The following is a 21555-nucleotide window of genomic DNA, read 5'->3' as shown; positions in this document are numbered from 1 at the left end:
CAACCGAGACCGATCCAGCCGCCGGAGAGCTTCATGCGCGAAACCATCGACCTGCCGCCGGAATCGATCGAGAGTCCTGCCGCATGGACCGGCGAGGATATGGCGAAACATCCTGAGCGTTGGCTGGTCGAACTGGACGCGCGCGACGTCGCGGAACTGGAGTTGGCGGCAACCGGCTTTCTCGCCCGCTCGCAGGACATCGGCAACCTGACCAAGGCTGACTTCCCCTTGCCCCGGCTTGCCGGCCATCTTGCCGCCCTTCGCAAAAAACTGATCGCCGGCATTGGCTTCGAGGTGCTTCGCGGTCTCCCGGTCGAGAGATATTCGGCGCAAATGGCGGCAACGATTTTCTGCGGGATTGGCGCGCATCTGGGAAGCGCACGATCCCAGAATGCCCAGGGCCATATCCTCGGCCACGTCCGCGACACAGGCGCCGACGCCAGGGACGCCACGACGCGCATCTACCAGACCTCTGAGCGCCAGACGTTTCACACCGACTCCGCCGATGTTGTCGGTCTGCTCTGCCTGCGCGATGCCATGCAAGGCGGCGAGTCCCTGCTGGTGAGCACAGTGACGATCTACAACGAGATGCGCAAGAAACGGCCCGACCTCACCCGCCTGCTGTTTGATCCGATCGCCACCGACCGGCGCGGCGAGATACCGGAAGGGGAAAAACCCTACTTCGAAATCCCGGTCCTCAACTGGCATGCGGGATTGCTGACCGGCATCTATCAGCGCCAGTACATCGACAGCGCGCAACGCTTTCCGGATGCCATGCGGCTCAGCGCCGCGCATGTCGAAGCGCTGGATCTCTTCGACAGCCTTGCTAATGATCCCAGACTAAACCTGTCGATGCGCCTGCGGCCCGGCGACATGCAGTTCGTCTACAATCATTCGCTGCTTCACGACCGCATCGGCTTTCGGGATTGGCCAGACCCGGACAAGCGGCGCCATATGCTGCGTTTGTGGTTGTCAGTGCCGGGCGACCGACCGCTGCCCGAGTGCTTCAGGCAGCGTTATGGCTCGATAGAGATCGGCGACCGGGGCGGCATCATCGTCAAGGGGACGCGGCTGGACGTGCCGTTGTGGTAGTTCCGGAACGGCGGGCGCCCCAAGTCTCCGCCACGTTGCTTGGGACCGCCCATCGAAGAGCACACCGCAGCAGGGCATCGATACCGGAGCCAATTGAGCTGACGGCGACGACCCGTCCAGAGCTCAACTGTCCAAAAAGCTCCTGAGCTTACGGCTGCGGCTCGGGTGCTTCAGTTTCCTGAGCGCCTTGGCTTCGATCTGGCGGATGCGCTCGCGGGTGACCGAGAACTGCTGGCCGACCTCTTCCAGCGTATGGTCGGTGTTCATGCCAATGCCGAAGCGCATGCGCAGCACGCGCTCCTCGCGCGGCGTCAGCGAGGCCAGCACGCGCGTGGTGGTCTCGCGCAGATTGGCCTGGATCGCCGCGTCGATCGGCAGGATCGCCATCTTGTCCTCGATGAAATCGCCCAGATGCGAATCCTCCTCGTCGCCGACTGGCGTTTCGAGCGAGATCGGCTCCTTGGCGATCTTCAGCACCTTGCGCACTTTTTCGAGCGGCATGGCGAGTTTTTCGGCCAGCTCTTCCGGCGTCGGCTCACGGCCGATCTCGTGCAGCATCTGGCGCGAGGTGCGCACGATTTTGTTGATCGTCTCGATCATGTGCACCGGAATACGGATGGTGCGCGCCTGGTCGGCGATCGAACGCGTGATCGCCTGCCGGATCCACCATGTCGCGTAGGTCGAGAACTTGTAGCCGCGGCGGTATTCGAATTTGTCGACCGCCTTCATCAGGCCGATATTGCCTTCCTGGATCAGGTCGAGGAACTGCAGGCCGCGATTGGTGTATTTCTTGGCGATGGAGATGACGAGACGCAGATTGGCCTCGACCATTTCCTTCTTGGCGATCGCGGCTTCGCGCTCGCCCTTCTGCACCTGGTTGACGATCTTGCGGAATTCCAGGATCGAGATCGCCGTTTCGGTGGCCAGATGCTGGATTTCGGCGCGCAGGTCGCGGATGGCGTCCTTCTCGTTCTTGGTGAATTCCTTCCAGCCGCGCGAGGTCAGGTTGCCGATCGCGCGCGTCCAGTTCGGGTCGAGCTCCGAGCCCTGATATTCCTTCAGGAATTCCTCGCGGCGCACGCCGTAGCTTTCGGCGAGCCGCAGGAGCTTACCCTCGTTCTGCACCAGGCGCTTGTTGATGTCGTAGAGCTGTTCGACCAGCGCCTCGATGCGCGCCGTGTTGAGCGACAGCGACTTCACCGCCTTGATCAACTGGTCCTTCAGCTCCTTCAGCCGGCGGTCCTGGCTGGGCGACAGCGTGCCGGCCGCAGCCAGCCGGTTCTCGACCTGCTGGTCCTGCAGCTTGCGCAGCTTCTTGTAGGTGTCGGCGATGACGTCGAGCGTCTCCATCACCTGGGGGCGGAGTTCCGCTTCCATCGCCGCCAGCGACAGGCTGGCCTCGTCCTCGTCTTCCTCGTCGTCATCGACCAGTCCGCGCGTGTCGGCGCCGACATTGGTGACGTCGTCTTCCTCGTCGCGCGAACGGCGCGGCTTGTCCTCGACCTTGGCTTCCTCGATGCGCTCCACCACCGGCGCCTGCTTGGCCTCGGGGCCGGCATAGGTGGCTTCGAGATCGATGATCTCGCGCAGCAGGATCTTGGATTCGTTGAGCTCATCGCGCCAGATGATGATGGCCTGGAAGGTCAGCGGGCTTTCGCACAGGCCCGCGATCATCGTCTCGCGGCCGGCCTCGATGCGCTTGGCGATGGCGATTTCGCCCTCGCGCGACAGAAGCTCGACCGAGCCCATCTCGCGCAGATACATGCGCACCGGATCGTCGGTGCGGTCGGTCGGCTCTTTCTTGGTGGTGGTGGCAGCAACGGCGGTGCCGGTCTGCTCGGCCAGCTCGTTCGCGTCTTCCTCGGCATCAGCCGCAGTGTCTGCGGCCTCGGGCTCTTCGCCCTGCTCGTCGTCCTCGACCACGTTGATGCCCATGTCGGACAGCATCGCCATGGTGTCCTCGATCTGCTCTGAGGTCACTTCCTCGGAGGGCAGCACCGAATTCAGCTCGTCCATGGTGACATAGCCGCGCTTCTTGGCGGCCTTGATCATCTTCTTGACAGCATCGTCGGAAAGGTCGAGCAGAGGGCCATCGGTGGCGCCTTCGCGTTCGGTTTCGACCTCTTCCTTTTCCTTTGTCGCCATAGTCTTTATCTTCTCCTAGCGGCCGAACATCAAAGCCGCGTAAGCTGTCGGACCAGTCAAATCGGATGCACTCGCTTATGAGTCGCGCTTCACCGGGCCAGTAACTGCATCTCTCGTTAAGTCCAGATTAACCCTGATATCTGTGGCAGGCAGCTTGCCTGTCCAGTGACCAGTACCTCACATCGTTTATTTCCCGTCGACGCGGGTGCGGGTTAACGTTTCGAATCGTCCTGATTCCGCCATTCTGCCGGAAGGTCAAGCGCCTCTCGCATGATTCGCATGAAAAAAGCGAATCAATTACCCGACTTAGCCCCGCCACGCGCCATTTGGACGCGCAACAGCGCTTTCACATTTCACTCTCTTGCCGAGCCCGTCCCTGCCCTATCGGCCGGCAAAGGCTCTGTCTTTCTTTTGGTGGAAGCACGATCTCTGGACAAACGGTTTCCGTTTGTCCGAAAAACCGTTCCCACTTTCGGGATCATGCTTTAAGCCCGCCCGGCCCTGCCCGAGGAGACGCCGAATCCTTCGATCAGCGCTTCCGTCGCTTGTACATCCTGAAATTGCGCCTGAATTTCGATCAGGTGCCGATAGTTCTCGTCTGTGGGATCGGTGGCGAGCGCCGCTTCCGCCTGTTTCAGCTCCTTATGTAAGGTGCGCGCGCTGCGCTGCAAGTGCAGGGCCTGGCTGAAAGCGTCGCGGGCATCCTCGAGGGCTGCGGTCTCCAGCGCCGGCCAATGCCGCATTCGCCGGATCAGCCCGACCGCCCGCTCCCAGATCTCGGCGCAGCCGGCGCGCTCGATCATTGCCACCACGGCCTGACGGTCATTGGCCATGTCATGCGCCATCGCGTCGAGGATGGCGGCGTGCAGCCGCCTCAGATCGGAGTTGGCGAGATCGAGAAACTCGATATGTGCGAAATTCTCGTCGATCAGCACCGGATGGTTGACCAGCGCGACGATGATCGTCGCCTCGCGCATCGACATCCCCTCGCTGCCGCGCTTGACCAGCGCCGAGCGGCCAAGGCTCTCGGTGATCGGCGTGCGTCCGCCGCCGGCCTTGGCGAATTGTCCGCCCGGCGGCGGCGCCTTGCCTTGGCCCGGGCGCCCATCCTGGCGGCCTTGCCTTGTACCGCGCTGCGCGCCGAAGAAGCTCAGCACGCGCTCGCGCATTTCCTGTTGATAGTGATAGCGAAGGCTTTCGTCGCGGATGCGGCTGGTCAGTTCGCGCAACGTCTTTTCGAGCTCGGCCCGCCGCTCCGGCGTGTCGAAGACGCCGCCGGCCGTTTCGCGCATCCACAGAAGGTCGGCCAGCGGCCGCGCATCGGCCAGCACGGAACGGAAAGCGTCCGGCCCTTCGGCCTTGACCAGGTCGTCGGGATCCTTGCCTTCCGGCAGCAACGCGAAGCGCGCCGAGCGCCCTGCCTGCACCGCCGGCAGGGCCATGTCGGCGGCCCGCCAGGCAGCCTTCAGGCCGGCCTTGTCGCCGTCGAAGCACAGCACCGGCTCGCCGGCCATGCGCCACAACAGCTCGAGCTGGTTTTCGGTGAGCGCCGTGCCGAGCGGCGCCACGACATTCTCGAAGCCGGCCTGCGCCAGCGCGATCACGTCCATATAGCCTTCGACGGCAATGACCGTGCCGCCCTTGGCAAGCGCCTTGCGGGCGCGGGCGTAATTGTAGAGCACGTTGCCCTTGTGGAAGAGCTCGGTGTCGGGCGAGTTCATGTATTTGGCTAGCGCATCGGGCGCCAGCGCGCGGCCCCCGAAAGCAATGATCTTGCCACGCGAATCCGGGATCGGGAACATGATGCGGTCGCGGAACCAGTCATAGGAGACCGGAATGTCGTCGCCATGCCGCACCAGCCCGCAGGCCTCGATATCGGCTTTGGGAACACCCCTGGCGGCGAGATGCTCCTTCAGCGCATTGCGGCTGTCGGGCGCGAAGCCGAGCCTGAACGATTGCTGCGTGGCCGGTGTCAGCTCACGATCGCGCAGATAAGCGCGGGCTTTCGCACCCTCCGGCCCCTGCAGGCGCTCCTGGAAGAAGGCGGTCGCCATCTCCATGACGTTCGTCAGGCTGGCGCGCTCCTTTTCGCGCCGCTCCTCCTGCGCATCGCGGACAGGCATCGGCACGCCGGCCATGTCGGCGACCTTCTCGACCGCTTCGGGAAAGCTCATGCCGTCGAGTTCGGTGAGGAACTTGAAATGATCGCCCGAAACCGAGCAGCCGAAACAATGGTAGCGGCCCTTCTTGTCCTCGCAGTGGAAGGATGGGCTCTTCTCGCCATGGAACGGGCAGCAGGCCCAATAATCGCCGCGCGGCGCGTTGGTCTTCTTCCTGTCCCACGCCACGCGCTGGCCGATCACCGATGAAATCGGCACGCGGTCGCGGATCTCGTCGAGGAAGGCGGGCGGAAAGCGCATCGGGAAACTCGTTTCCCCACCATATAATCATGCCCGCGGAATCCGACGACCCCTAATGCGGACGATGCCCGGTTTCCACAGGGCAAAAAAGGCGGCCGTTGCGGGCCGCCTTTCTTTCACCTCCAACAGGGTGCTGGCCCAGACGAGATTTACTGCCCGGCAAGCGCGCCGAAAATGACGCCGGAGAGAACGCCGACCAGCACATAGTCGTTGCCGACGCGTATCCACTCCTGGCCGCGGCCTGGGCGATGCAGGCCATAGCGGCCATAGTCGCGGATCGGCCGGTGCTGCCTCCAACCGGAATACTTCTGGCCATTGCGCCAATGGCTGCGCTTCACGACGATCTCCTTCTTCACGACACGCTTCCTGACGTCGACGTGCTTGCCGGGCTTCTGCCAGTCGACCTGGCTGTAGGTCGACTGCGGGGCGTTCGGCGCATTCATCGGCGCGGCCTGGCCGGCGAGCGACGTGGCGGCCAGTATCGAGAAAGCGAGAGCGGAAAGGACAATGCGTTTCATTGGAAGTCTCCTTGGTTGTCGATGCCCAAGGGATAGTGACCCACCGATGAACCGAAACTGAACGCCCGCATTACAATTGTGTAATGAATTCCTTCGCTTATTTAGGAGAGTTGAACATCCTCGCAAAGATCGCAGCCAAACGCGCGCGATCCACCTCGCCACAGCAGCCTCGCTATGCAACCATTTGCGCGTCCGTCCATTTTCCGACACCGACTGTCGCGGCGCAACGGCCCTTGAAATCGACAAGATTTTATTACCCGGCTAATGTATTACAGTCATTATCGGTCACTGCCATGAACATGATTCGCACGCTCGTTTTCCCCACTGATCGCCGCGCTGTTCGCATCGCGCACCCGGTCCGCATGCAGGCGGCGACATGAGCGGTTCCGTCGTCCTTCTGCATCTGGCCGGCGCCGTGGCGCTGATGCTGTTTGCCACCCGCATGGTGAAAACCGGCGTAGAGCGCGCCTATGGCGACGTGCTGCGCCATCGTCTGCGCGCCACCATGCGCAATCCGATCATGGCGGTGCTGGCCGGCACCGGCCTCGCCATCGCCCTGCAAAGCTCCACCGCCGTCACACTACTGGTCGGCTCCTTCGCCGGCTCCGGCATCGTCTCGGGCGCCGCCGGGCAGCTTGCCGTGCGCGGTGCCGAAATCGGCTCGGCGCTGGTGGTCAAGCTGCTGACCTTCGATCTCACCCTGCTGGTGCCGCTCTGCCTGATCACCGGCACGGTGATGTTCATGGCCACCGAGCGGCGCGACTGGCGCCAGTCCGGCCGCATCCTGGTCGGTATCGGTCTGCTGATCCTGTCGCTGGAAATGATCGGCCAGGCATCGGAGCCGCTGCGCAACAGCCAGCTCATGCCGGTCATCATCAATTACTTCTCCAGCGATTCCATTACCGCATATCTGTTGGCGGCGCTGATCACCTGGCTGTTCCAGTCGAGTATCGCGGCGGTTCTGTTGATGGCGACGCTGGCCGGCCGTGGCCTGATCACGCCGGAACTCGGCGTCGTCCTCATCCTCGGCGTCAACCTCGGATCCTCGATCATCGCTCCGATGCTGACCCGTTCGGCCGGGCCTGCCGTGCGCGTCGTGCCGATCGGCAATCTCCTGATGCGCGGGCTTGGCTCGCTGGTCGTGCTGATCCTGTTCATGACCTTCAGGCCGCACGTCGCCTTCCTCGGCGCGACGGCGGCGGACCAGATCGTCAACGCTCACATCCTGTTCAATGTGCTGATCCTGCTCGCCGGCCTGCCGCTGGCCGGGTTCGTCTACCGCGCCTCGGAGAAGATCGTGGCACTCGGCACCAAACCGGCGCCGGCTGCCACACTCGATGTCGTCGAGCTTTCCGCGCTCAACGAGAGCGCGCTGGACGTTCCAAGCCAGGCATTGGCCAATGCCACGCGCGAGGTGGTGCGGGTCTGCGAGACCGTCGAGATCATGCTCAAGCGCATCATCGAGCTGTACGAGAGCGCCGATGCCGACAAGATCAAGGCACTGGCAGCACTCGACGACCGCGTCGACCGCAAGCACGCGGCGATCAAGCTCTATCTGGCCAAGCTTACCAGGAACCCGCTGACCGAGGACGAGGCGCTGCGCTGCCAGGAGCTGATCGGCGCCTGCGTCAAGCTGGAGCAGGTCGGCGACATCGTCGTGCGCAACATGCTGGTGCATGTGAAGAAGAAGCTCGAGCGCGGGCTTGAGTTCACGCCCGAGGGCTGGCGCGAGCTATGCGCTTTCCACGCTTCGGTGCTGGCCAATGCTCGGCTCGCCTTCAACGTGCTGGTATCACGCGATCCCGAGACCGCCCGCCAGCTGGTGCTGGAAAAGGACCAGCTGCGCGACCGCGAGAAGGAAACCAGCGCCAGCCATTTCGTGCGGCTGCGCGACGGCACCGCCAAGAGCGTCGAGACCAGCTCGATCCATCTCGACACCATCCGCGACCTGAAGCAGATCAATTCGCTTTTGGCGTCGATGGCCTATCCGGTGCTGGAAGAGCGCGGCCTGCTCACCGGGTCGCGGTTGAAAGCGAGCTGATTCACGACGCGATCACGCATCGTCCTCATTTCGGCGGCAAAATATCTTTGCTCTGTTTCCACCAGTCGGGATAAGGGTCGGCTGGCCCAGCCTTTCGGAGGAAATCGATGGACACCCATTCGCGCAGTTTCGCCAAGGCGCTTTCCTGGCGTGTGACCGGCACCATCGACACGATGATCATTTCGCTGGTGGTGACCGGAAGCATCAAGCTCGCTGCAACCATCGGCCTGACCGAGGTCGTCACCAAGTCGCTGCTCTATTATTTCCACGAGCGGGCGTGGCTCAAGATTCCGTACGGACGCAAGACCCCGGCGTAGCGACCCGGCGCGACTGGGCGCCCCCTCGCCAGTCGCCATGCGACTGGGTGACACGAGAAGTCGAATCAAGAAAAGCTAAAGCGGCGCCAACAATTTCTGGATTGCCCGCGACGCCCATCCGTGGTTTGAGGCCGGTTCCTGCTAGGGCCTTCCCCATGTCGCTTCCGCTCATCGCCCTGTTCATAGCCGCCTTCGCTTTCGGCACCACCGAGTTCGTCATCGCCGGCGTGTTGCCGCAAGTGGCGGAGGGGCTCGGCGTCTCGGTTCCATCAGCCGGCTATCTCGTCTCCGGCTATGCCTGCGGCATCGCCATCGGCGGTCCGCTGCTGGCGCTCGCCACCAAGTCGTTGTCGCGCAAGAGCTTGCTGCTCGGCCTTGCCGTCGCCTTCACTATCGGCCAGGCTGCCTGCGCGCTGGCGCCAGACTTCACCTCGATGCTGCTGCTGCGCATTGCCGTGGCGGTAGCGCATGGCGCCTATTTCGGCGTCGCCATGGTGGTGGCGGTCGGTCTCGTGCGCGAGGACCAGCGCGGCATGGCGGTCGCCGTCATCCTGTCCGGGCTCACCGTCTCCAACGTCATCGGCGTGCCAGCCGGCACCGCGATCGGCAACATCTGGGGCTGGCGCGCGACCTTCTGGGTGATGTGCGCGCTGGGCGTGGTGGCAACGCTTGCCATGGCAGCCCTTTTGCCGCGCACCACCGGATATCAGGCCAAGCCCGCCGGCCTGGCGCGCGAGGTTCGCGTGCTGGCACGCCAGCAGGTCTGGACCTCGCTGATCCTGATGCTGATGCTGATGATCGGCCAGTTCGGCCTGTTCACCTACATCACGCCGACATTGCTCGAAATCACCGGCCTTGATGAAAGCCTGGTCCCGTGGGTGCTGCTGCTCAACGGCGTCGGCGCCACGCTCGGCGTCTTCCTTGGCGGCAAGCTTTCCGACTGGAAGCTGATGCCGTCGCTGATCACCATGCTGGCCCTGCAGGCGGTGACGCTTGGCGTCATCTATGCCGTAAGCCCTTACCCCTTGCCGATGATCGTGGCGATCGTCATCTGGGGCGGTCTGAACTTCGCCATCGGTACACCGATCCAGACCCGCATCTTGGCCTGGACGGCTGATGCGTCCAATCTCGCTTCCTCGCTCATTCCATCCGGCTTCAATGTGGGCATCGCTCTTGCCGCATCGCTGGGCGCAGCGATGCTGAATGCCGGCTATGGCTACCGCAGCCTGCCGCTGCTTGGCGCCATCGCCATGCTGGTCGCCGTCGCGGTGGCGCTCGCCTCTTATGTCTGGGAGGGGCGCAGCAACGCCACGCCGCCACTGACGGCCCCAGCCGAGTAGAGCACGATCCGGAGAGGTCATGCGCCGTAGGCCGGCAACTGACCGGGCACAGAAACAGGAAATTTATCCGCGCCAGCGCAGCAGTCGCATGGCGTTGGCGGTGACCAGCACGGTGGCGCCGGTGTCGGCCAGGATCGCCGGCCACAGGCCGGTGATGCCAGCGATGGTGGTAACCAGGAACACCGCCTTCAGCCCCAGAGCAACGGCAATGTTCTGGCCGATATTGGCCATCACCGCCCGCGACAGCCGCACCATGCGCGCGACATCCATGACCCGGCCATGCAGGATCGCAGCATCGGCCGTCTCCAACGCCACATCGGTGCCGCCGCCCATGGCAATGCGGATGTCGGCGGCGGCGAACGCCGGTGCGTCGTTGATGCCGTCGCCGACCTTGGCCACCCTCAGCCCCCCGCGCTGCAATTCGCCGACGATGCGCAGCTTGTCCTGAGGCAAGAGCTCAGCCCGCGCCTCGATACCGAGCGAAGCGGCAATGGCTTCGGCCGTGCGTCGGTTGTCGCCGGTCAGCATCACAGCGCGGATGCCTTCGGCCTTCAGCGCCGCAATGCCGGCCGCCGCATCCGGCCGCGGCTCGTCGCGCATGGCGATCAGCCCGGCCACCACGCCATCGGCCACCAGCGCCGAGACTGTCTTGCCCTGGCCGTTGAGGCTGTCGATGGCAAGGCGCTGCGCCTCGGTCATCGCAGCACGTTCGCCCGCCGCCTGACCGGAGCCGAGGAAGACCGCGACGCCGCCGAAGCTGCCCTCGACGCCTTTGCCTGGAATCGCCTTCGCGGCCAGGGCAGGCGGCACCGGCGCCTTGGCGGCCTTGGCCTTGTCCAGTATCGCCACCGCCAGGGGATGGCTGGAGCCCTGCTCAAGTGCTGCCGCCAGCGCCAGCACGGTGCGTTCGTCGCGCCCATAGGCCACAATGTCGGTAACCACCGGTTTGCCGGCTGTCAGCGTGCCGGTCTTGTCGAAGGCGACGGCGGTGATCCGGCGAAAGCCTTCCAGCACGGCACCGCCCTTCATCAACAGGCCATGCCGCGCGCCGGTCGCCAGACCGGCGGCGAGCGCCGCCGGCGTCGAGATGACCAACGCGCAGGGGCAGCCGATCAACAGGATCGCCAGGCCTTTGTAGATCCATTCGTTCCAGTCGCCGCCGGCGACGAGCGGCGGCAGCAGCGTCACCAGCGTCCCAACCACCAGCACAGCAGGCGTATAATACCGTGAGAAGCGATCGATGAAGCGCTCGGTCGGCGCCTTGGCCTCCTGCGCTTCCTCCACCAGCCGCACGACGCGGGCGATTGTGTTGTCCGACGCTGCTGCCGTCACCCGAACCTTGAGCACGCCGTCGGTGCTGATCGTGCCGGCGAAGACACCGTCCGTGACACCCTTGCGCTTGGGCGTGCTCTCGCCGGTCACCGGCGCTTCGTCGATAGCGCTCGCTCCCTCGACGATCTTGCCATCGGCCGGGATACGATCACCTGGCCGCACCACGATCACATCGCCAACGGCAAGGTCTTCGGCTGGGACTTCGATCGTGCCGCCTGCCCGCTCGACAAGTGCCGTCTTCGGCACCAGGTCGGCAAGGCCTTGGATGCTGGCCCGGCCGGCAGCGACGCCTTCCAGCATTTCGCCGATCAGGAACAGCACAACCACGGCGGCGGCTTCCTCGGTGGCGCCGATCATCACCGCACCGCCGGCGGCGATGGTCATCAGTATCTCGATCGAGAACGGCGTGCCGGCCAGTGCCGCCATCAGCGCGCGCCGGGCGATCGGCACCAGGCCAACCAGCAGTGCGGCCAGGAAGACCCAGCGCTCGGCCGCCGGAAACAGATGACCGATGCCGTAGGCGGCAAGAAGCGCTGCAGCACAGGCCAGCGTCAGCGCCGCGCGGCGGCTGCGCCACCACGCCTGCCTCGACTCGGCATCGCCGAGGAGATGGGCGGAACCGATGGTCCGCTCGCCGACCGGCTCGCCGCCATGGTCGTGGCCTTCATGATCGTGATCAGCATGATCATGTGCCTTGGCCACTGAAGCACGCCCGTGGATCTTGGCTTCCGCCCTGGCGATGCCATAGCCAAGCCGCGCCACCTGCTGCAGCACCTTGTCTTCGGGCAGTGCATCGCCGTGGCTGACCGTCATGCTGGCGCCGGTCACCGAAACCGAGACGTCGGCGACGCCATCGAGACGGCGCACCGCCGTCTCGATCTTGGCCGCGCAGGAGGCGCAGTTCATGCCGTCGATCTTGAACCGTGTCTGCCTGATACTTGGCTGCCTGAGGGGAGCCGTCATCACATCACCTGTCTGGCTTGCCCGCGCGGCGTGCCGCCACGTGGGTCTTAAACCCTGATGTCGGACACTGTAATTGCTCTAGTCACTAGAGCTTCAAGAGGCAAAATCATGTTTTCGATCGGCGATCTCTCCCGCCGCACCGGGGTCAAGGTGCCGACGATCCGCTACTACGAGCAGATGGGCCTGGTTGCAGCACCCGAGCGTTCGGAAGGCAACCAGCGCCGCTATGGCCGGCAGGAGCTCGAGCGGCTGGCCTTCATCCGTCACGCCCGCGACCTCGGCTTCGCCGTCGAGGATATCCGCTCGCTCATCGAATTGAGCGGCCACCCCGAGCAGCCCTGCGGCCATGCCGACCGGATCGCCGGGGAGCAACTGATTTCGGTGCGGGAAAAGATTGCCCAGCGGCAGCGCCTGGAGGCCGAACTCGAACGCATCGCCTCTTGCTGCAACGGCAAGACGGTCGGCGACTGTTACGTCATCCGCGCCCTGTCCGATCACGCGCTGTGCGCCAACGAGCACGGGTGAGGAGGGCTCGCGCGCCCGCTACAACTCAATCCGGAACCGCAGGCTTTCCGCTCCGCCATAGGCGGCATCCTCGAAGAAACGCTCGACGAGCTTGCCGCCATTGGTCAGGATCACCTTGTGCGATGCCGGATTGTCCGGCTTGGCGGTGATCTCGACATAAGGCAAGCCGACCGCCCTCGCCTCGTCCAGCATCAGCCGCAGCGCCTCGGTGGCGTAGCCACGCCGTCGCTTCCACGGCACCACCGCATAGCCGATATGGCCGAGCACATGCCGAGGCAGCGCAGCCGTACCTGTCTGCCAGCGAAAGCCGATCGAACCTGAAGCCTCGCCGTCCCAGATCCAGCGCCGAAAGCCCGGCAGGCGCGGCACCTTTCTGCCGTCGGGCAAGGTTATAGGGCCGCCCTTGGCCAGGGGGTCATCGAGGTCGGCGAGAAAGGCCACCGGATCCATTTCGATGGCCGCAAGCTGCTCGCGCGTCGCTTGCTCGAGCCGCACATTGTCCGGCGACCAGCCGCGCTCGAGCGCCGCCTTGTAGGACGGCAAATGTTCAAGCGCGGGTTTGACGAGTTCGATCATGGTGCACCGGCGGAAGAGCTGCGCCGGTAAGATAGCAGCATTGCCTGGGAAGGCACGGTCCACCGGGTGCGGCCTCTTGCGACAAGGCCGCATTCCCATCGCTGGAAACGCGGCCCTGGTCTTATCCCTTGGGAGGAACCGACGCTCTGGCGCAACCATTCCCAGGCCGCGCCAGTGCCTTTTGCCGAGCTCAGGCGATATCAAAACGGTCGGCGTTCATCACCTTGGTCCATGCCACCACGAAATCCCTGGCGAATTTCGCCTTGGCGTCTGCTGTCGCATAAACTTCGGCCAGCGCGCGCAGCTGCGAATGCGAGCCGAAGATGAGGTCGGCACGGGTGCCGGTCCACTTGACTTCGCCGGTCTTGCGGTCGCGGCCTTCGAACACGTCCTTGGCGTCCGAGGTCGCCTTCCACTCCGTGCCCATGTCGAGCAGGTTGACGAAGAAGTCGTTGCTCAGCGTTTCCGGCAGCTTGGTGAAGACACCGTGCTTCGACTGCCCGGCATTGGCGCCGAGAACGCGCAGGCCACCGACGAGAACCGTCATCTCCGGCGCCGTCAGCGTCAGCAGTTGCGCGCGGTCGACCAGCGCCTCCTCGACGGTCAGCCGCTGCTTGCCGCTGACATAGTTGCGGAAACCGTCAACGGTCGGTTCCAGCGGTGCGAAGGAGTGGATGTCCGTCTGCTCCTGCGAGGCATCCATGCGGCCCGGCCAGAAGGGAACGTCGACGCTGTGGCCACCGTCCTTCGCGGCCTTCTCGACGGCGGCGCCGCCGCCGAGAACGATCAGGTCGGCAAGCGAGACCTTCTTGTTGCCGGTCTGCGAAGCGTTGAACGCCTTGCGGATCGCTTCGAGCTTGTCGAGCACCTTGGCGAGTTCCGCCGGCTGGTTGACGGCCCAGTCCTTTTGCGGCGCAAGGCGGATGCGCGCGCCATTGGCGCCGCCGCGCTTGTCGGAGCCACGGAAGGTCGAGGCCGACGCCCACGCCGCCGACACCAACTGCGACACCGACAGGCCGGACGCCAGGATCTCGGCCTTCAGTGCTGCAGCGTCCTCTTCGTCGATCAGCACATGATCAACCGCCGGAATGACGTCCTGCCAGGGCAGTTCCTCTTTTGGAACCAACGGGCCGAGATAGCGAACCAGCGGGCCCATGTCGCGGTGGGTCAGCTTGTACCAGGCGCGCGCAAATGCGTCGGCGAACTGAGCCGGGTTCTCATGGAAGCGCCGCGAGATCGTCTCGTAGGAAGGGTCGAATCGCAAGGCGAGGTCGGTGGTCAGCATGGAGGGCGCGTGGCGCTTTCCGGCGTTGTGCGCATCCGGCACGCTGCCCGCACCCGCGCCGCCCTTCGGCGTCCACTGGTGCGCCCCGGCCGGGCTCTTGGTCAGCTCCCATTCGAAGCCGAACAGATTGTCGAAGAAGTTGTTGCTCCACTTCGTCGGCGTCGTCGTCCAGGTGACTTCCAGGCCGCTGCCGATGGCGTCGCCGCCCTTGCCGGTGCCGAACGTGCTCGCCCAGCCAAGGCCCTGCTGCTCGATGTCGGCGCCTTCCGGCTCCACGCCGACCAGCGTCGCATCGCCGGCACCATGGGTCTTGCCGAAGGTGTGGCCGCCGGCGATCAGCGCGACGGTCTCCTCGTCGTTCATGGCCATGCGCGCGAAGGTGTCTCTGATATCGCGCGCCGAGGCCAGCGGATCAGGCTTGCCGTTCGGTCCTTCCGGGTTGACGTAGATCAGGCCCATCTGCACGGCACCGAGCGGATCCTGGAGATCGCGGTCGCCGCTGTAGCGCTCGTCGGCCAGCCACTTGCCTTCCGGACCCCAGTAGATGTCCTCCTCGGGCTCCCACACGTCGGCGCGGCCGCCGGCGAAACCGAAGGTCTTGAAGCCCATCGATTCCAGCGCGACGTTGCCGGTCAGGATCAGAAGGTCGGCCCAGGAGATCTTGCGGCCGTACTTCTGCTTGATCGGCCACAACAGCCGGCGCGCCTTGTCGAGGTTGACGTTGTCCGGCCAGCTGTTCAGCGGCGCGAAACGCTGCTGGCCGGCTCCGGCGCCGCCGCGACCGTCGGCGATGCGGTAGGTGCCGGCGCTATGCCACGCCATGCGGATGAACAGCGGCCCGTAATGGCCGAAATCGGCCGGCCACCACTCCTGCGAGTCCGTCATCAGCGCATGCAGGTCCTTGATCACGGCGTCGAGGTCGAGGCTCTTGAATTCCTCGGCATAGTCGAACGCCTCACCCATCGGATCGGACAGCGGCGACTGCTGGTGGAGAATCTGGACATTGAGCTGATTCGGCCACCAGTCGCGGTTGACCCTGCCGACGGCTGTGTGCACGACCGGGCATTTGCCCGTGCTTGGGTCGTCAGTTTGTGCGTCCATGTTTTTCTCCGATCGTGGCTGTGTTGAGCTGTTTCAACTGCTGCGTGAACAAGGACAAAGGATGTCCCTGGAAGCGGTCCGTTTCATGGCTGGCGCATGACCGTATGCCAGATACGCGACCGAATATCTTGGATGTTCCTGTCGCTGCGGGCACGCCCCGGACGAAGCCGTCCCGGCTGCTCCTCATCTCCCTTGCAGCTCCTATAGCAAAGCTGCGCGATTAATTTAAGTTGGATTTCCTGATTACAGCGATAAGGTGACATTATGACAAACCTGACGCTGAAGCAGCTGCGCTATTTCGAGGCGTTGGCGCGGCACAACCACTTCGGGCGCGCGGCCGACGCCTGCGCGATCTCTCAGCCTGCCATTTCGGTGCAAATCAGGGAACTGGAGGAAACACTGGGCACGGAGCTTTTCGAAAGAGGCGCTAGACAGGTCCGACTGACCAATTTCGGCGAAGAATTCGCCTTGCGCGTCCGCGACATCCTGCGTTCGGTGGACGAGCTCGCCGACCTCGCTCGCTCTTCGCGCGACAGGCTGGTCGGTCGGCTGCGCATCGGCGTCATCCCGACGATCGCGCCCTACCTCCTGCCGACGATCATCGGCAACCTCTCGAGCATGCATGATGGCCTCGATATCCATGTGCGCGAGACGCAGACGCAGAAGCTGATCCAGGAACTGGCGGACGGTCGGCTCGATGCGGCCATCGTTGCCTTGCCGGTGTCCGAACCGTCGCTGACGGAAATCGTGCTGTTTGCCGAGGCCTTCGTCCTGGTCCGGCCCGGCGAAGACGAGGGAAAGCCGGTGCCCAATCGCGAAACGCTGCGTGAAATGCGGCTGCTTCTGTTGGAAGAAGGCCATTGTTTCCGCGACCAGGCACTCTCCTTCTGCAACATGCATTCGGCACGGCCACGCGAGTTGCTGGACGGCAGTTCGCTGTCGACCCTGGTCCAGATGGTCAGCGCCGGCATCGGCGTCACCTTGATCCCGGAAATGGCCGTGCCGGTGGAGACGCGCTCGGCGTCGGTCTCCATCGCCCGCTTCAGGAGCCCCCAGCCATCGCGGACGATCGGCATGGTCTGGCGCAAGACAAGCCCGATCGCCAAGCAGCTGCTGCGGATTTCGGAAGTCGTTCGGCAGTCGGCCGACGCACTGCGCGCACAGCACAATCCGACACCGATTGCGCACCTGCTGAACCTGACGGCAACCGCCTGACAAACACGCCTTGGTTTCCGGCTTCGCGTGGTTAGCTTGCGGATTGCCTGACCATTTTGAAAACACCGCTTGGGCGGCTGCTAAACAAGATGTGTTTCGCCGATTGGCGCGAGGCGATTTATAATCGATTCGCGGCGGCAACACCGCGGGGAATTGCGAACGGCGGGAGAAGTGATCCGGTGCGGTTGAGATCTGTCCCTCTGGGTATCGTCGCCAGCCTCCTCCTCGCTGTCATCGCTTTGACGGTGTCGGCGCGGTCGTTTGCCGCGCTTCCCGATGTTCCCGCCTGGTTGCAGGCCCATGTCGGCGACAGCGATGGTCAGATCTCGCAAGTGGTCCTGGAGCGGGCGCGCGCGCTTTACCTGAAAAAGGTGGCGCAAGGTGCGGTCAGGAACCCCTGCTATTTCGCCATGGACGCCACACGACCCGGCGATCTCGGCAATGGCGTGCTCGGGCGCCGGTATTATGTCATCTGCGAAGCCAGCCAGTCGTTTCGCGCAATTCCGTCGGGTCACGGCGGCGGCCGGAATCTGAAAGGCACGGTCGATTTTTCAAATGGCAGGCGATGCTCGAAGAACTTCGGCAATGCCATGGATTCGGAACTGACCGCAGGCGGCGCCTATATGACCCGCGAGGCGAAAACTTCGTTCAAAGGCTTTTATCGCACCGGTGCGAAGCAGGACGCGGCTTTCCTGCGCACCTTCATACAGTTCGACGGCGAAGGCGAAGCCGCCAATGCCAGGCAGCGGGTGATCGGCGGCCATGCGGCGCAGGTGCTGCGCGCCCAGTGCATGCGCAAAAATCCGAACAGCTCATATGCCGACCATGACGGTTTGGTGCCGTTCGGCAAGCTGGTGGACTATCCTGGCGGCCGCAGCAACGGATGCACCAGCTGGTCGCCGGCGGATGCGCGGCAGATCATCTCGATGGTGAAGGACAACCCGACGACGCTCTACATCTATCCGGAATCACGCGACATTGCCGCGGTAGTGGCACACCGTTCGCAGTCGGGCGGTGTGCCGTACTGGAACGCATCCTGCCTGAAGGAAATCGGCGCGCCGAAATTCTGGCCGAGAAAAACCCTCGAGCCGATCATCGCCCAATACAAGACGGATCATCCGGCACCACCGCCCCAGCCACTGCCGATCTGCAAGGGGTCTTGAATTCCGCACCCGGATAGGCTGCCGCCCAGCCAGGCGATGCTTTCGGCGCTCTCGGGAGAGCCTTTCAGGCAAGACGAGATCAGGCACCTGATCCGCATCGTTGTCGAAGGCATTGATGAACGGTCAGGCCGAATTGGCAACCGCTGACGGTCGCAAGCCCCGGTCAGCGATGGGCGGCAAGCCTACTGCAGCAGGCCCTTGACGATGCCGCTCGCCTTGCCGAAGTCCATCTGGCCGGCATATTTCTGCTTCAGCGCGGCGATCACTTTGCCCATGTCCTTCTGGCTGGTCGCGCCCGTCGCCGCGATCGCCTCGCGCGCGGCCACGGCCACCGCGGCCTCGTCCAGCTGCGTCGGCAGGAAGGCGCGGATGATCTCCATCTCGCCACGCTCCTGCGCTGCCAGTTCCGGTCGCTTGCCGTCGTCAAAGGCCTTGGCCGACTCCTCGCGCTGCTTCACCATCTTGGCCAGGATCTGCAGGATTTCCTCATCACTGGCAGGGTCCTTGGCCGAACCACGATTGACGATGTCGCGGTCGTGGATGGCCGCCTGTATCAACCGCAATGTCGGCAGCCGGTGCTTGTCCTGCGCCTTCATCGCGCTCTTCAGGGATTCGGCGATTTTGCCACGCATGGTGCTTTCTCCTTCGATCGGCGCGGACAATAGCGCCGGGGACAGGCCAACGCAAACCCTGATATTGCCAGGCAAGTCACTGATATTGCTAGATGAAATAAATCGGAGCCGGATTGCGCATGATCATTGACCGCTTTGCGCCCTTCCCCTATGTACTGGGCCTTGCATGAACTGAAGCTTGACTGCGTGGAAGCCGCGAAATCGCCGCTTCGCGCTATTTGCCGCGCAGATGACCCGCCGGGCCGATTGCAGCGCGCAGACTGATAGGAGCGCCGCCATGGCCGAGATGACCCCCGCTTGGGCAACCGAAAGGCCGACCGCCCTTCTGGTGCTGGCCGACGGCACCGTCATCGAGGGTCGCGGCCTGGGCGCCACCGGCTCCGCCGTCGCCGAAGTCTGCTTCAACACGGCGCTCACCGGCTACCAGGAAATCCTCACCGACCCGTCCTATGCCGGCCAGATCGTCACCTTCACCTTCCCGCATATCGGCAACATCGGCACCAATGAAGAGGACATCGAGGATCTCAATCCGGTTGCACGCGCCGGCGCTGTCGGTGCCGTGTTCAAGGCCGATGTCACCAACCCGTCCAACTACCGCGCCGGTACCGGTCTCGACCAATGGCTGAAGAAGCGCGGCATCGTCGCCCTGTCGGGCATCGACACCCGCGCGCTCACCGCGCTGATCCGTGAAAAGGGGATGCCCAACGCAGTCATTGCGCATGCGCCCGACGGCGTCTTCGACCTCGACGACCTGAAGCAGCGCGCCGCCGCATGGTCGGGCCTGATCGGGCTCGATCTCGCCAAGGAAGTCACGTCAGGTCAGTCCTCGGTCTGGCGCGAGACGCCATGGGTCTGGAACGAAGGCTTTGGCGAACAGGCCGAGCCTTCGATGCATGTCGTTGCCATCGACTACGGCGTCAAGCGCAACATCTTGCGCCTGCTCGCCGGCCTCGGCGCCAAGGTCACCGTGGTGCCGGCCAAGACCGGCGCTGAAGAAATCCTTGCCATGCAGCCGGACGGCATCTTCCTCTCCAACGGCCCCGGCGATCCCGAAGCCACCGGCGACTATGCCGTGCCAGTCATCCAGGACCTGCTGAAGACCGACATCCCGGTGTTCGGCATCTGCCTTGGCCACCAGATGCTGGCGCTGGCGCTGGGCGGCAAGACCGCCAAGATGCATCAGGGCCATCACGGCGCCAACCATCCGGTCAAAGACCACACCACTGGCAAGGTCGAGATCGTCTCCATGAACCACGGCTTTGCCGTCGATGCGGACTCGCTGCCATCAGGCGTCGAGGAAACCCATGTCTCGCTGTTCGACGGCTCGAATTGCGGCATCACGCTGACCGGCCGTCCGGTGTTCTCGGTCCAGCATCATCCCGAGGCCTCGCCCGGCCCGCAGGATTCGCACTATCTGTTCCGCCGCTTCGTCAATCTGATCCGCGAAAAGCGCGGCGAGGAATTGCTGGCGGAGCGGGCTTAACCGGAAGCGGCGCGCGGCTCACGCGCCCGTCATCGCTCATATCTGCGCTCCATCTTCCGCCACGCTGGTGGTGACGTTTCTGACCGCCACCGGCTTTGCCACCTTGGTGACGAAGACGATGAGCGCCAGCGTCAGGAAAAACGCGCCAACCAGATAGGGCGCGCCGCCGAAGGTCACGGGCGCGCTCGGCCCGGTGAACCAGGAGAAGATCGCCGTATAGAGCAGCGGTGTGATGATCGAGGTGATCGAAAAGATCGAGGTCATCGCGCCTTGCAGTTCGCCTTGCGCCGAAGGCGGCACCTTGGCGGCAGCGAGGCTCCTTAGCGGCGGATCGGCCAGCGCTTCCAAACAGCCGACGACGATCACCGCATAGATCATCCAGCCTTGCGACGCGAAGGCGTATCCGAAGGCGCTGAGCGCCGTGAAGGCAAGGCCGATGGCCGCCGTCTTCCACTCGCCAAGCCTGGGGATCACGCGCGGCAGCACCGTCGCCATGACGATCGCCCCGCACAGGCCGAAGGCGCCGAGCGAAAAGCCGATCTGCTGCTCGCTCCAGCCATAGCGGTAATTGGAGACGAACGACCACACCGCCGGATACATCATGTGCCCAAGCGTCATCAGGAAGAAGACAAGCCCGATCCAGCCGATGCCTTTGTACTGGCGCATCTGCAGGAGCGTCCCAACCGGGTTCGCGCGTTTCCACTCGAAGCGGCGGCGATGCTTGTCGTCTAGCGTTTCCGGCAACAGGAACAGCGCAATCAGGAAGTTCACGAAAGCCAGCCCGGCGGCGAAATAGAACGGTACGCGCGGCCCGAACGTACCGAGCAGGCCGCCCAGAACCGGCCCGATGACGAAGCCGACGCCAAAAGCGATGCCGAGCAGGCCGAAATTCTTCGCCCGGTTCTCATCGTTGGAGATGTCGGCGATGAAGGCGGATGTCGTCGAATAGCTGGCGCCGGAAATGCCGGCCAGCACGCGCCCGATGAACAGCATGGGGAAGGACCAGGCGACGGCGCAGATCAGGTTGTCGATGGAAAAGGTCAGCACGGAGGCGAGCAGGATCGGCCGCCGTCCGAAACGGTCGCTCAAGCCGCCCATGATGGGCCCAAAGAAGAACTGCATCGCCGCATAGACGAAGAACAGCCAACCGCCCTCGATCGCCGCTCCGCTGATGCTGACGCCGGTCAACTCCCTGAGATAGGCCGGCAACACCGGCATGATCATGCCGAAGCCGATGATATCGAGCAGCAGCGTGGTGAAGACGAGCGCAAGGCCCCGTCTGGCGGTTTTGGGGTCGATCATAAAGGGTCAAGCTCCTCTGCTCGCCCTGGGGCGCAGGCGGACGCACCTTATAGGTGAGCTTGTCGCCCGGAACAATAAGGGAACAGGCTTGATATTTTCATCCTA

General features: G+C 64.0%; 16 protein-coding genes. 8 read left to right on the top strand and 8 right to left on the bottom strand.

Annotated features, from left to right (window positions below):
• Positions 1-33: 33 nt before the first annotated feature.
• Positions 34-1092: a TauD/TfdA family dioxygenase gene (locus CGZ66_RS33695; RefSeq protein ID WP_095091716.1), complete on the top strand. Its 1059-nt coding sequence runs from the start codon at positions 34-36 to the stop codon at positions 1090-1092.
• A 123-nt stretch (positions 1093-1215) separates the two neighbouring features.
• Here the strand turns inward: CGZ66_RS33695 and rpoD are convergent, their stop codons facing one another.
• From rpoD to CGZ66_RS33680, 3 genes are all read right to left on the bottom strand, one after another.
• Entirely contained in the window at positions 1216-3237 is a 2022-nt protein-coding gene (gene rpoD / locus CGZ66_RS33690; protein WP_095090975.1) for an RNA polymerase sigma factor RpoD, read from the bottom strand.
• Positions 3238-3722: 485 nt separating this feature from the next.
• On the bottom strand, positions 3723-5657 hold the full coding sequence (dnaG, locus tag CGZ66_RS33685) for a DNA primase (protein WP_095090974.1): 1935 nt from the start codon (positions 5655-5657) through the stop codon (positions 3723-3725).
• Positions 5658-5806: 149 nt separating this feature from the next.
• On the bottom strand, positions 5807-6175 hold the full coding sequence (locus tag CGZ66_RS33680; RefSeq protein WP_095090973.1) for an RcnB family protein: 369 nt from the start codon (positions 6173-6175) through the stop codon (positions 5807-5809).
• A 376-nt stretch (positions 6176-6551) separates the two neighbouring features.
• On the opposite strand from CGZ66_RS33680, the gene CGZ66_RS33675 reads away from it, so the two are divergent.
• The 3 genes from CGZ66_RS33675 to CGZ66_RS33665 all read left to right on the top strand — a co-directional run bounded on the left by CGZ66_RS33675 (position 6552) and on the right by CGZ66_RS33665 (position 9873).
• Positions 6552-8216, top strand: coding sequence for a Na/Pi cotransporter family protein (locus tag CGZ66_RS33675; protein WP_095090972.1), 1665 nt, complete (start codon positions 6552-6554; stop codon positions 8214-8216).
• A gap of 107 nt (positions 8217-8323) precedes the next feature.
• Positions 8324-8533 (top strand): DUF2061 domain-containing protein, encoded by a 210-nt coding sequence (locus CGZ66_RS33670; RefSeq protein ID WP_095090971.1) that lies wholly within the window; start codon positions 8324-8326, stop codon positions 8531-8533.
• Between the two features lie 155 nt (positions 8534-8688).
• Positions 8689-9873, top strand: coding sequence for an MFS transporter (locus CGZ66_RS33665; RefSeq protein ID WP_095090970.1), 1185 nt, complete (start codon positions 8689-8691; stop codon positions 9871-9873).
• A 63-nt stretch (positions 9874-9936) separates the two neighbouring features.
• On the opposite strand, the gene CGZ66_RS33660 is transcribed toward CGZ66_RS33665, so the two are convergent.
• A complete protein-coding gene (locus CGZ66_RS33660; protein WP_095090969.1) occupies positions 9937-12168 on the bottom strand; it encodes a heavy metal translocating P-type ATPase in 2232 nt (743 codons plus the stop codon).
• 108 nt (positions 12169-12276) lie between these two features.
• Between CGZ66_RS33660 and CGZ66_RS33655 the strand changes: the two genes are divergently transcribed.
• The gene (locus tag CGZ66_RS33655; protein WP_095090968.1) at positions 12277-12693 is read left to right on the top strand and encodes a MerR family transcriptional regulator; all 417 of its coding nucleotides are present in this window, start codon (positions 12277-12279) and stop codon (positions 12691-12693) included.
• Between the two features lie 18 nt (positions 12694-12711).
• On the opposite strand, the gene CGZ66_RS33650 is transcribed toward CGZ66_RS33655, so the two are convergent.
• Together CGZ66_RS33650 and katG are read right to left on the bottom strand one after the other, a co-directional pair.
• Positions 12712-13269, bottom strand: a complete 558-nt coding sequence (locus CGZ66_RS33650) for a GNAT family N-acetyltransferase (RefSeq protein WP_095090967.1) — start codon at positions 13267-13269, stop codon at positions 12712-12714.
• Between the two features lie 190 nt (positions 13270-13459).
• Positions 13460-15655, bottom strand: a complete 2196-nt coding sequence (katG, locus tag CGZ66_RS33645; RefSeq protein WP_095090966.1) for a catalase/peroxidase HPI — start codon at positions 15653-15655, stop codon at positions 13460-13462.
• A gap of 264 nt (positions 15656-15919) precedes the next feature.
• On the opposite strand from katG, the gene CGZ66_RS33640 reads away from it, so the two are divergent.
• Positions 15920-16870 (top strand): LysR substrate-binding domain-containing protein, encoded by a 951-nt coding sequence (locus tag CGZ66_RS33640; protein ID WP_095090965.1) that lies wholly within the window; start codon positions 15920-15922, stop codon positions 16868-16870.
• Positions 16871-17049: 179 nt separating this feature from the next.
• Positions 17050-18033, top strand: a complete 984-nt coding sequence (locus tag CGZ66_RS33635; protein ID WP_095091715.1) for a hypothetical protein — start codon at positions 17050-17052, stop codon at positions 18031-18033.
• Between the two features lie 182 nt (positions 18034-18215).
• Here the strand turns inward: CGZ66_RS33635 and CGZ66_RS33630 are convergent, their stop codons facing one another.
• Positions 18216-18665 (bottom strand): GatB/YqeY domain-containing protein, encoded by a 450-nt coding sequence (locus tag CGZ66_RS33630; protein WP_095091714.1) that lies wholly within the window; start codon positions 18663-18665, stop codon positions 18216-18218.
• Between the two features lie 277 nt (positions 18666-18942).
• Between CGZ66_RS33630 and carA the strand changes: the two genes are divergently transcribed.
• Positions 18943-20148 (top strand): glutamine-hydrolyzing carbamoyl-phosphate synthase small subunit, encoded by a 1206-nt coding sequence (carA, locus tag CGZ66_RS33625; protein WP_095090964.1) that lies wholly within the window; start codon positions 18943-18945, stop codon positions 20146-20148.
• 36 nt (positions 20149-20184) lie between these two features.
• Here the strand turns inward: carA and CGZ66_RS33620 are convergent, their stop codons facing one another.
• A complete protein-coding gene (locus tag CGZ66_RS33620) occupies positions 20185-21450 on the bottom strand; it encodes a TCR/Tet family MFS transporter (protein ID WP_095090963.1) in 1266 nt (421 codons plus the stop codon).
• Positions 21451-21555 lie beyond the last annotated feature (105 nt).

The sequence above is a fragment of the Mesorhizobium sophorae genome (assembly GCF_002270415.1).
Classification (GTDB): domain Bacteria; phylum Pseudomonadota; class Alphaproteobacteria; order Rhizobiales; family Rhizobiaceae; genus Mesorhizobium; species Mesorhizobium sophorae.
This window is presented reverse-complemented; position numbering and strand designations above follow the sequence as displayed.

What these genes read in the sequence shown, in the direction of transcription:
- rpoD (WP_095090975.1), bottom strand. Translation starts at nt 3,237, where the DNA reads ATGGCGACAAAGGAAAAGGAAGAGGTCGAAACCGAACGCGAAGGCGCC.
- CGZ66_RS33630 (WP_095091714.1), bottom strand. Translation starts at nt 18,665, where the DNA reads ATGCGTGGCAAAATCGCCGAATCCCTGAAGAGCGCGATGAAGGCGCAG.
- CGZ66_RS33680 (WP_095090973.1), bottom strand. Translation starts at nt 6,175, where the DNA reads ATGAAACGCATTGTCCTTTCCGCTCTCGCTTTCTCGATACTGGCCGCC.
- CGZ66_RS33655 (WP_095090968.1), top strand. Translation starts at nt 12,277, where the DNA reads ATGTTTTCGATCGGCGATCTCTCCCGCCGCACCGGGGTCAAGGTGCCG.
- CGZ66_RS33665 (WP_095090970.1), top strand. Translation starts at nt 8,689, where the DNA reads ATGTCGCTTCCGCTCATCGCCCTGTTCATAGCCGCCTTCGCTTTCGGC.
- CGZ66_RS33675 (WP_095090972.1), top strand. Translation starts at nt 6,552, where the DNA reads ATGAGCGGTTCCGTCGTCCTTCTGCATCTGGCCGGCGCCGTGGCGCTG.
- CGZ66_RS33650 (WP_095090967.1), bottom strand. Translation starts at nt 13,269, where the DNA reads ATGATCGAACTCGTCAAACCCGCGCTTGAACATTTGCCGTCCTACAAG.
- carA (WP_095090964.1), top strand. Translation starts at nt 18,943, where the DNA reads ATGGCCGAGATGACCCCCGCTTGGGCAACCGAAAGGCCGACCGCCCTT.
- katG (WP_095090966.1), bottom strand. Translation starts at nt 15,655, where the DNA reads ATGGACGCACAAACTGACGACCCAAGCACGGGCAAATGCCCGGTCGTG.
- CGZ66_RS33640 (WP_095090965.1), top strand. Translation starts at nt 15,920, where the DNA reads ATGACAAACCTGACGCTGAAGCAGCTGCGCTATTTCGAGGCGTTGGCG.
- CGZ66_RS33670 (WP_095090971.1), top strand. Translation starts at nt 8,324, where the DNA reads ATGGACACCCATTCGCGCAGTTTCGCCAAGGCGCTTTCCTGGCGTGTG.
- CGZ66_RS33660 (WP_095090969.1), bottom strand. Translation starts at nt 12,168, where the DNA reads ATGACGGCTCCCCTCAGGCAGCCAAGTATCAGGCAGACACGGTTCAAG.
- dnaG (WP_095090974.1), bottom strand. Translation starts at nt 5,657, where the DNA reads ATGCGCTTTCCGCCCGCCTTCCTCGACGAGATCCGCGACCGCGTGCCG.
- CGZ66_RS33620 (WP_095090963.1), bottom strand. Translation starts at nt 21,450, where the DNA reads ATGATCGACCCCAAAACCGCCAGACGGGGCCTTGCGCTCGTCTTCACC.
- CGZ66_RS33695 (WP_095091716.1), top strand. Translation starts at nt 34, where the DNA reads ATGCGCGAAACCATCGACCTGCCGCCGGAATCGATCGAGAGTCCTGCC.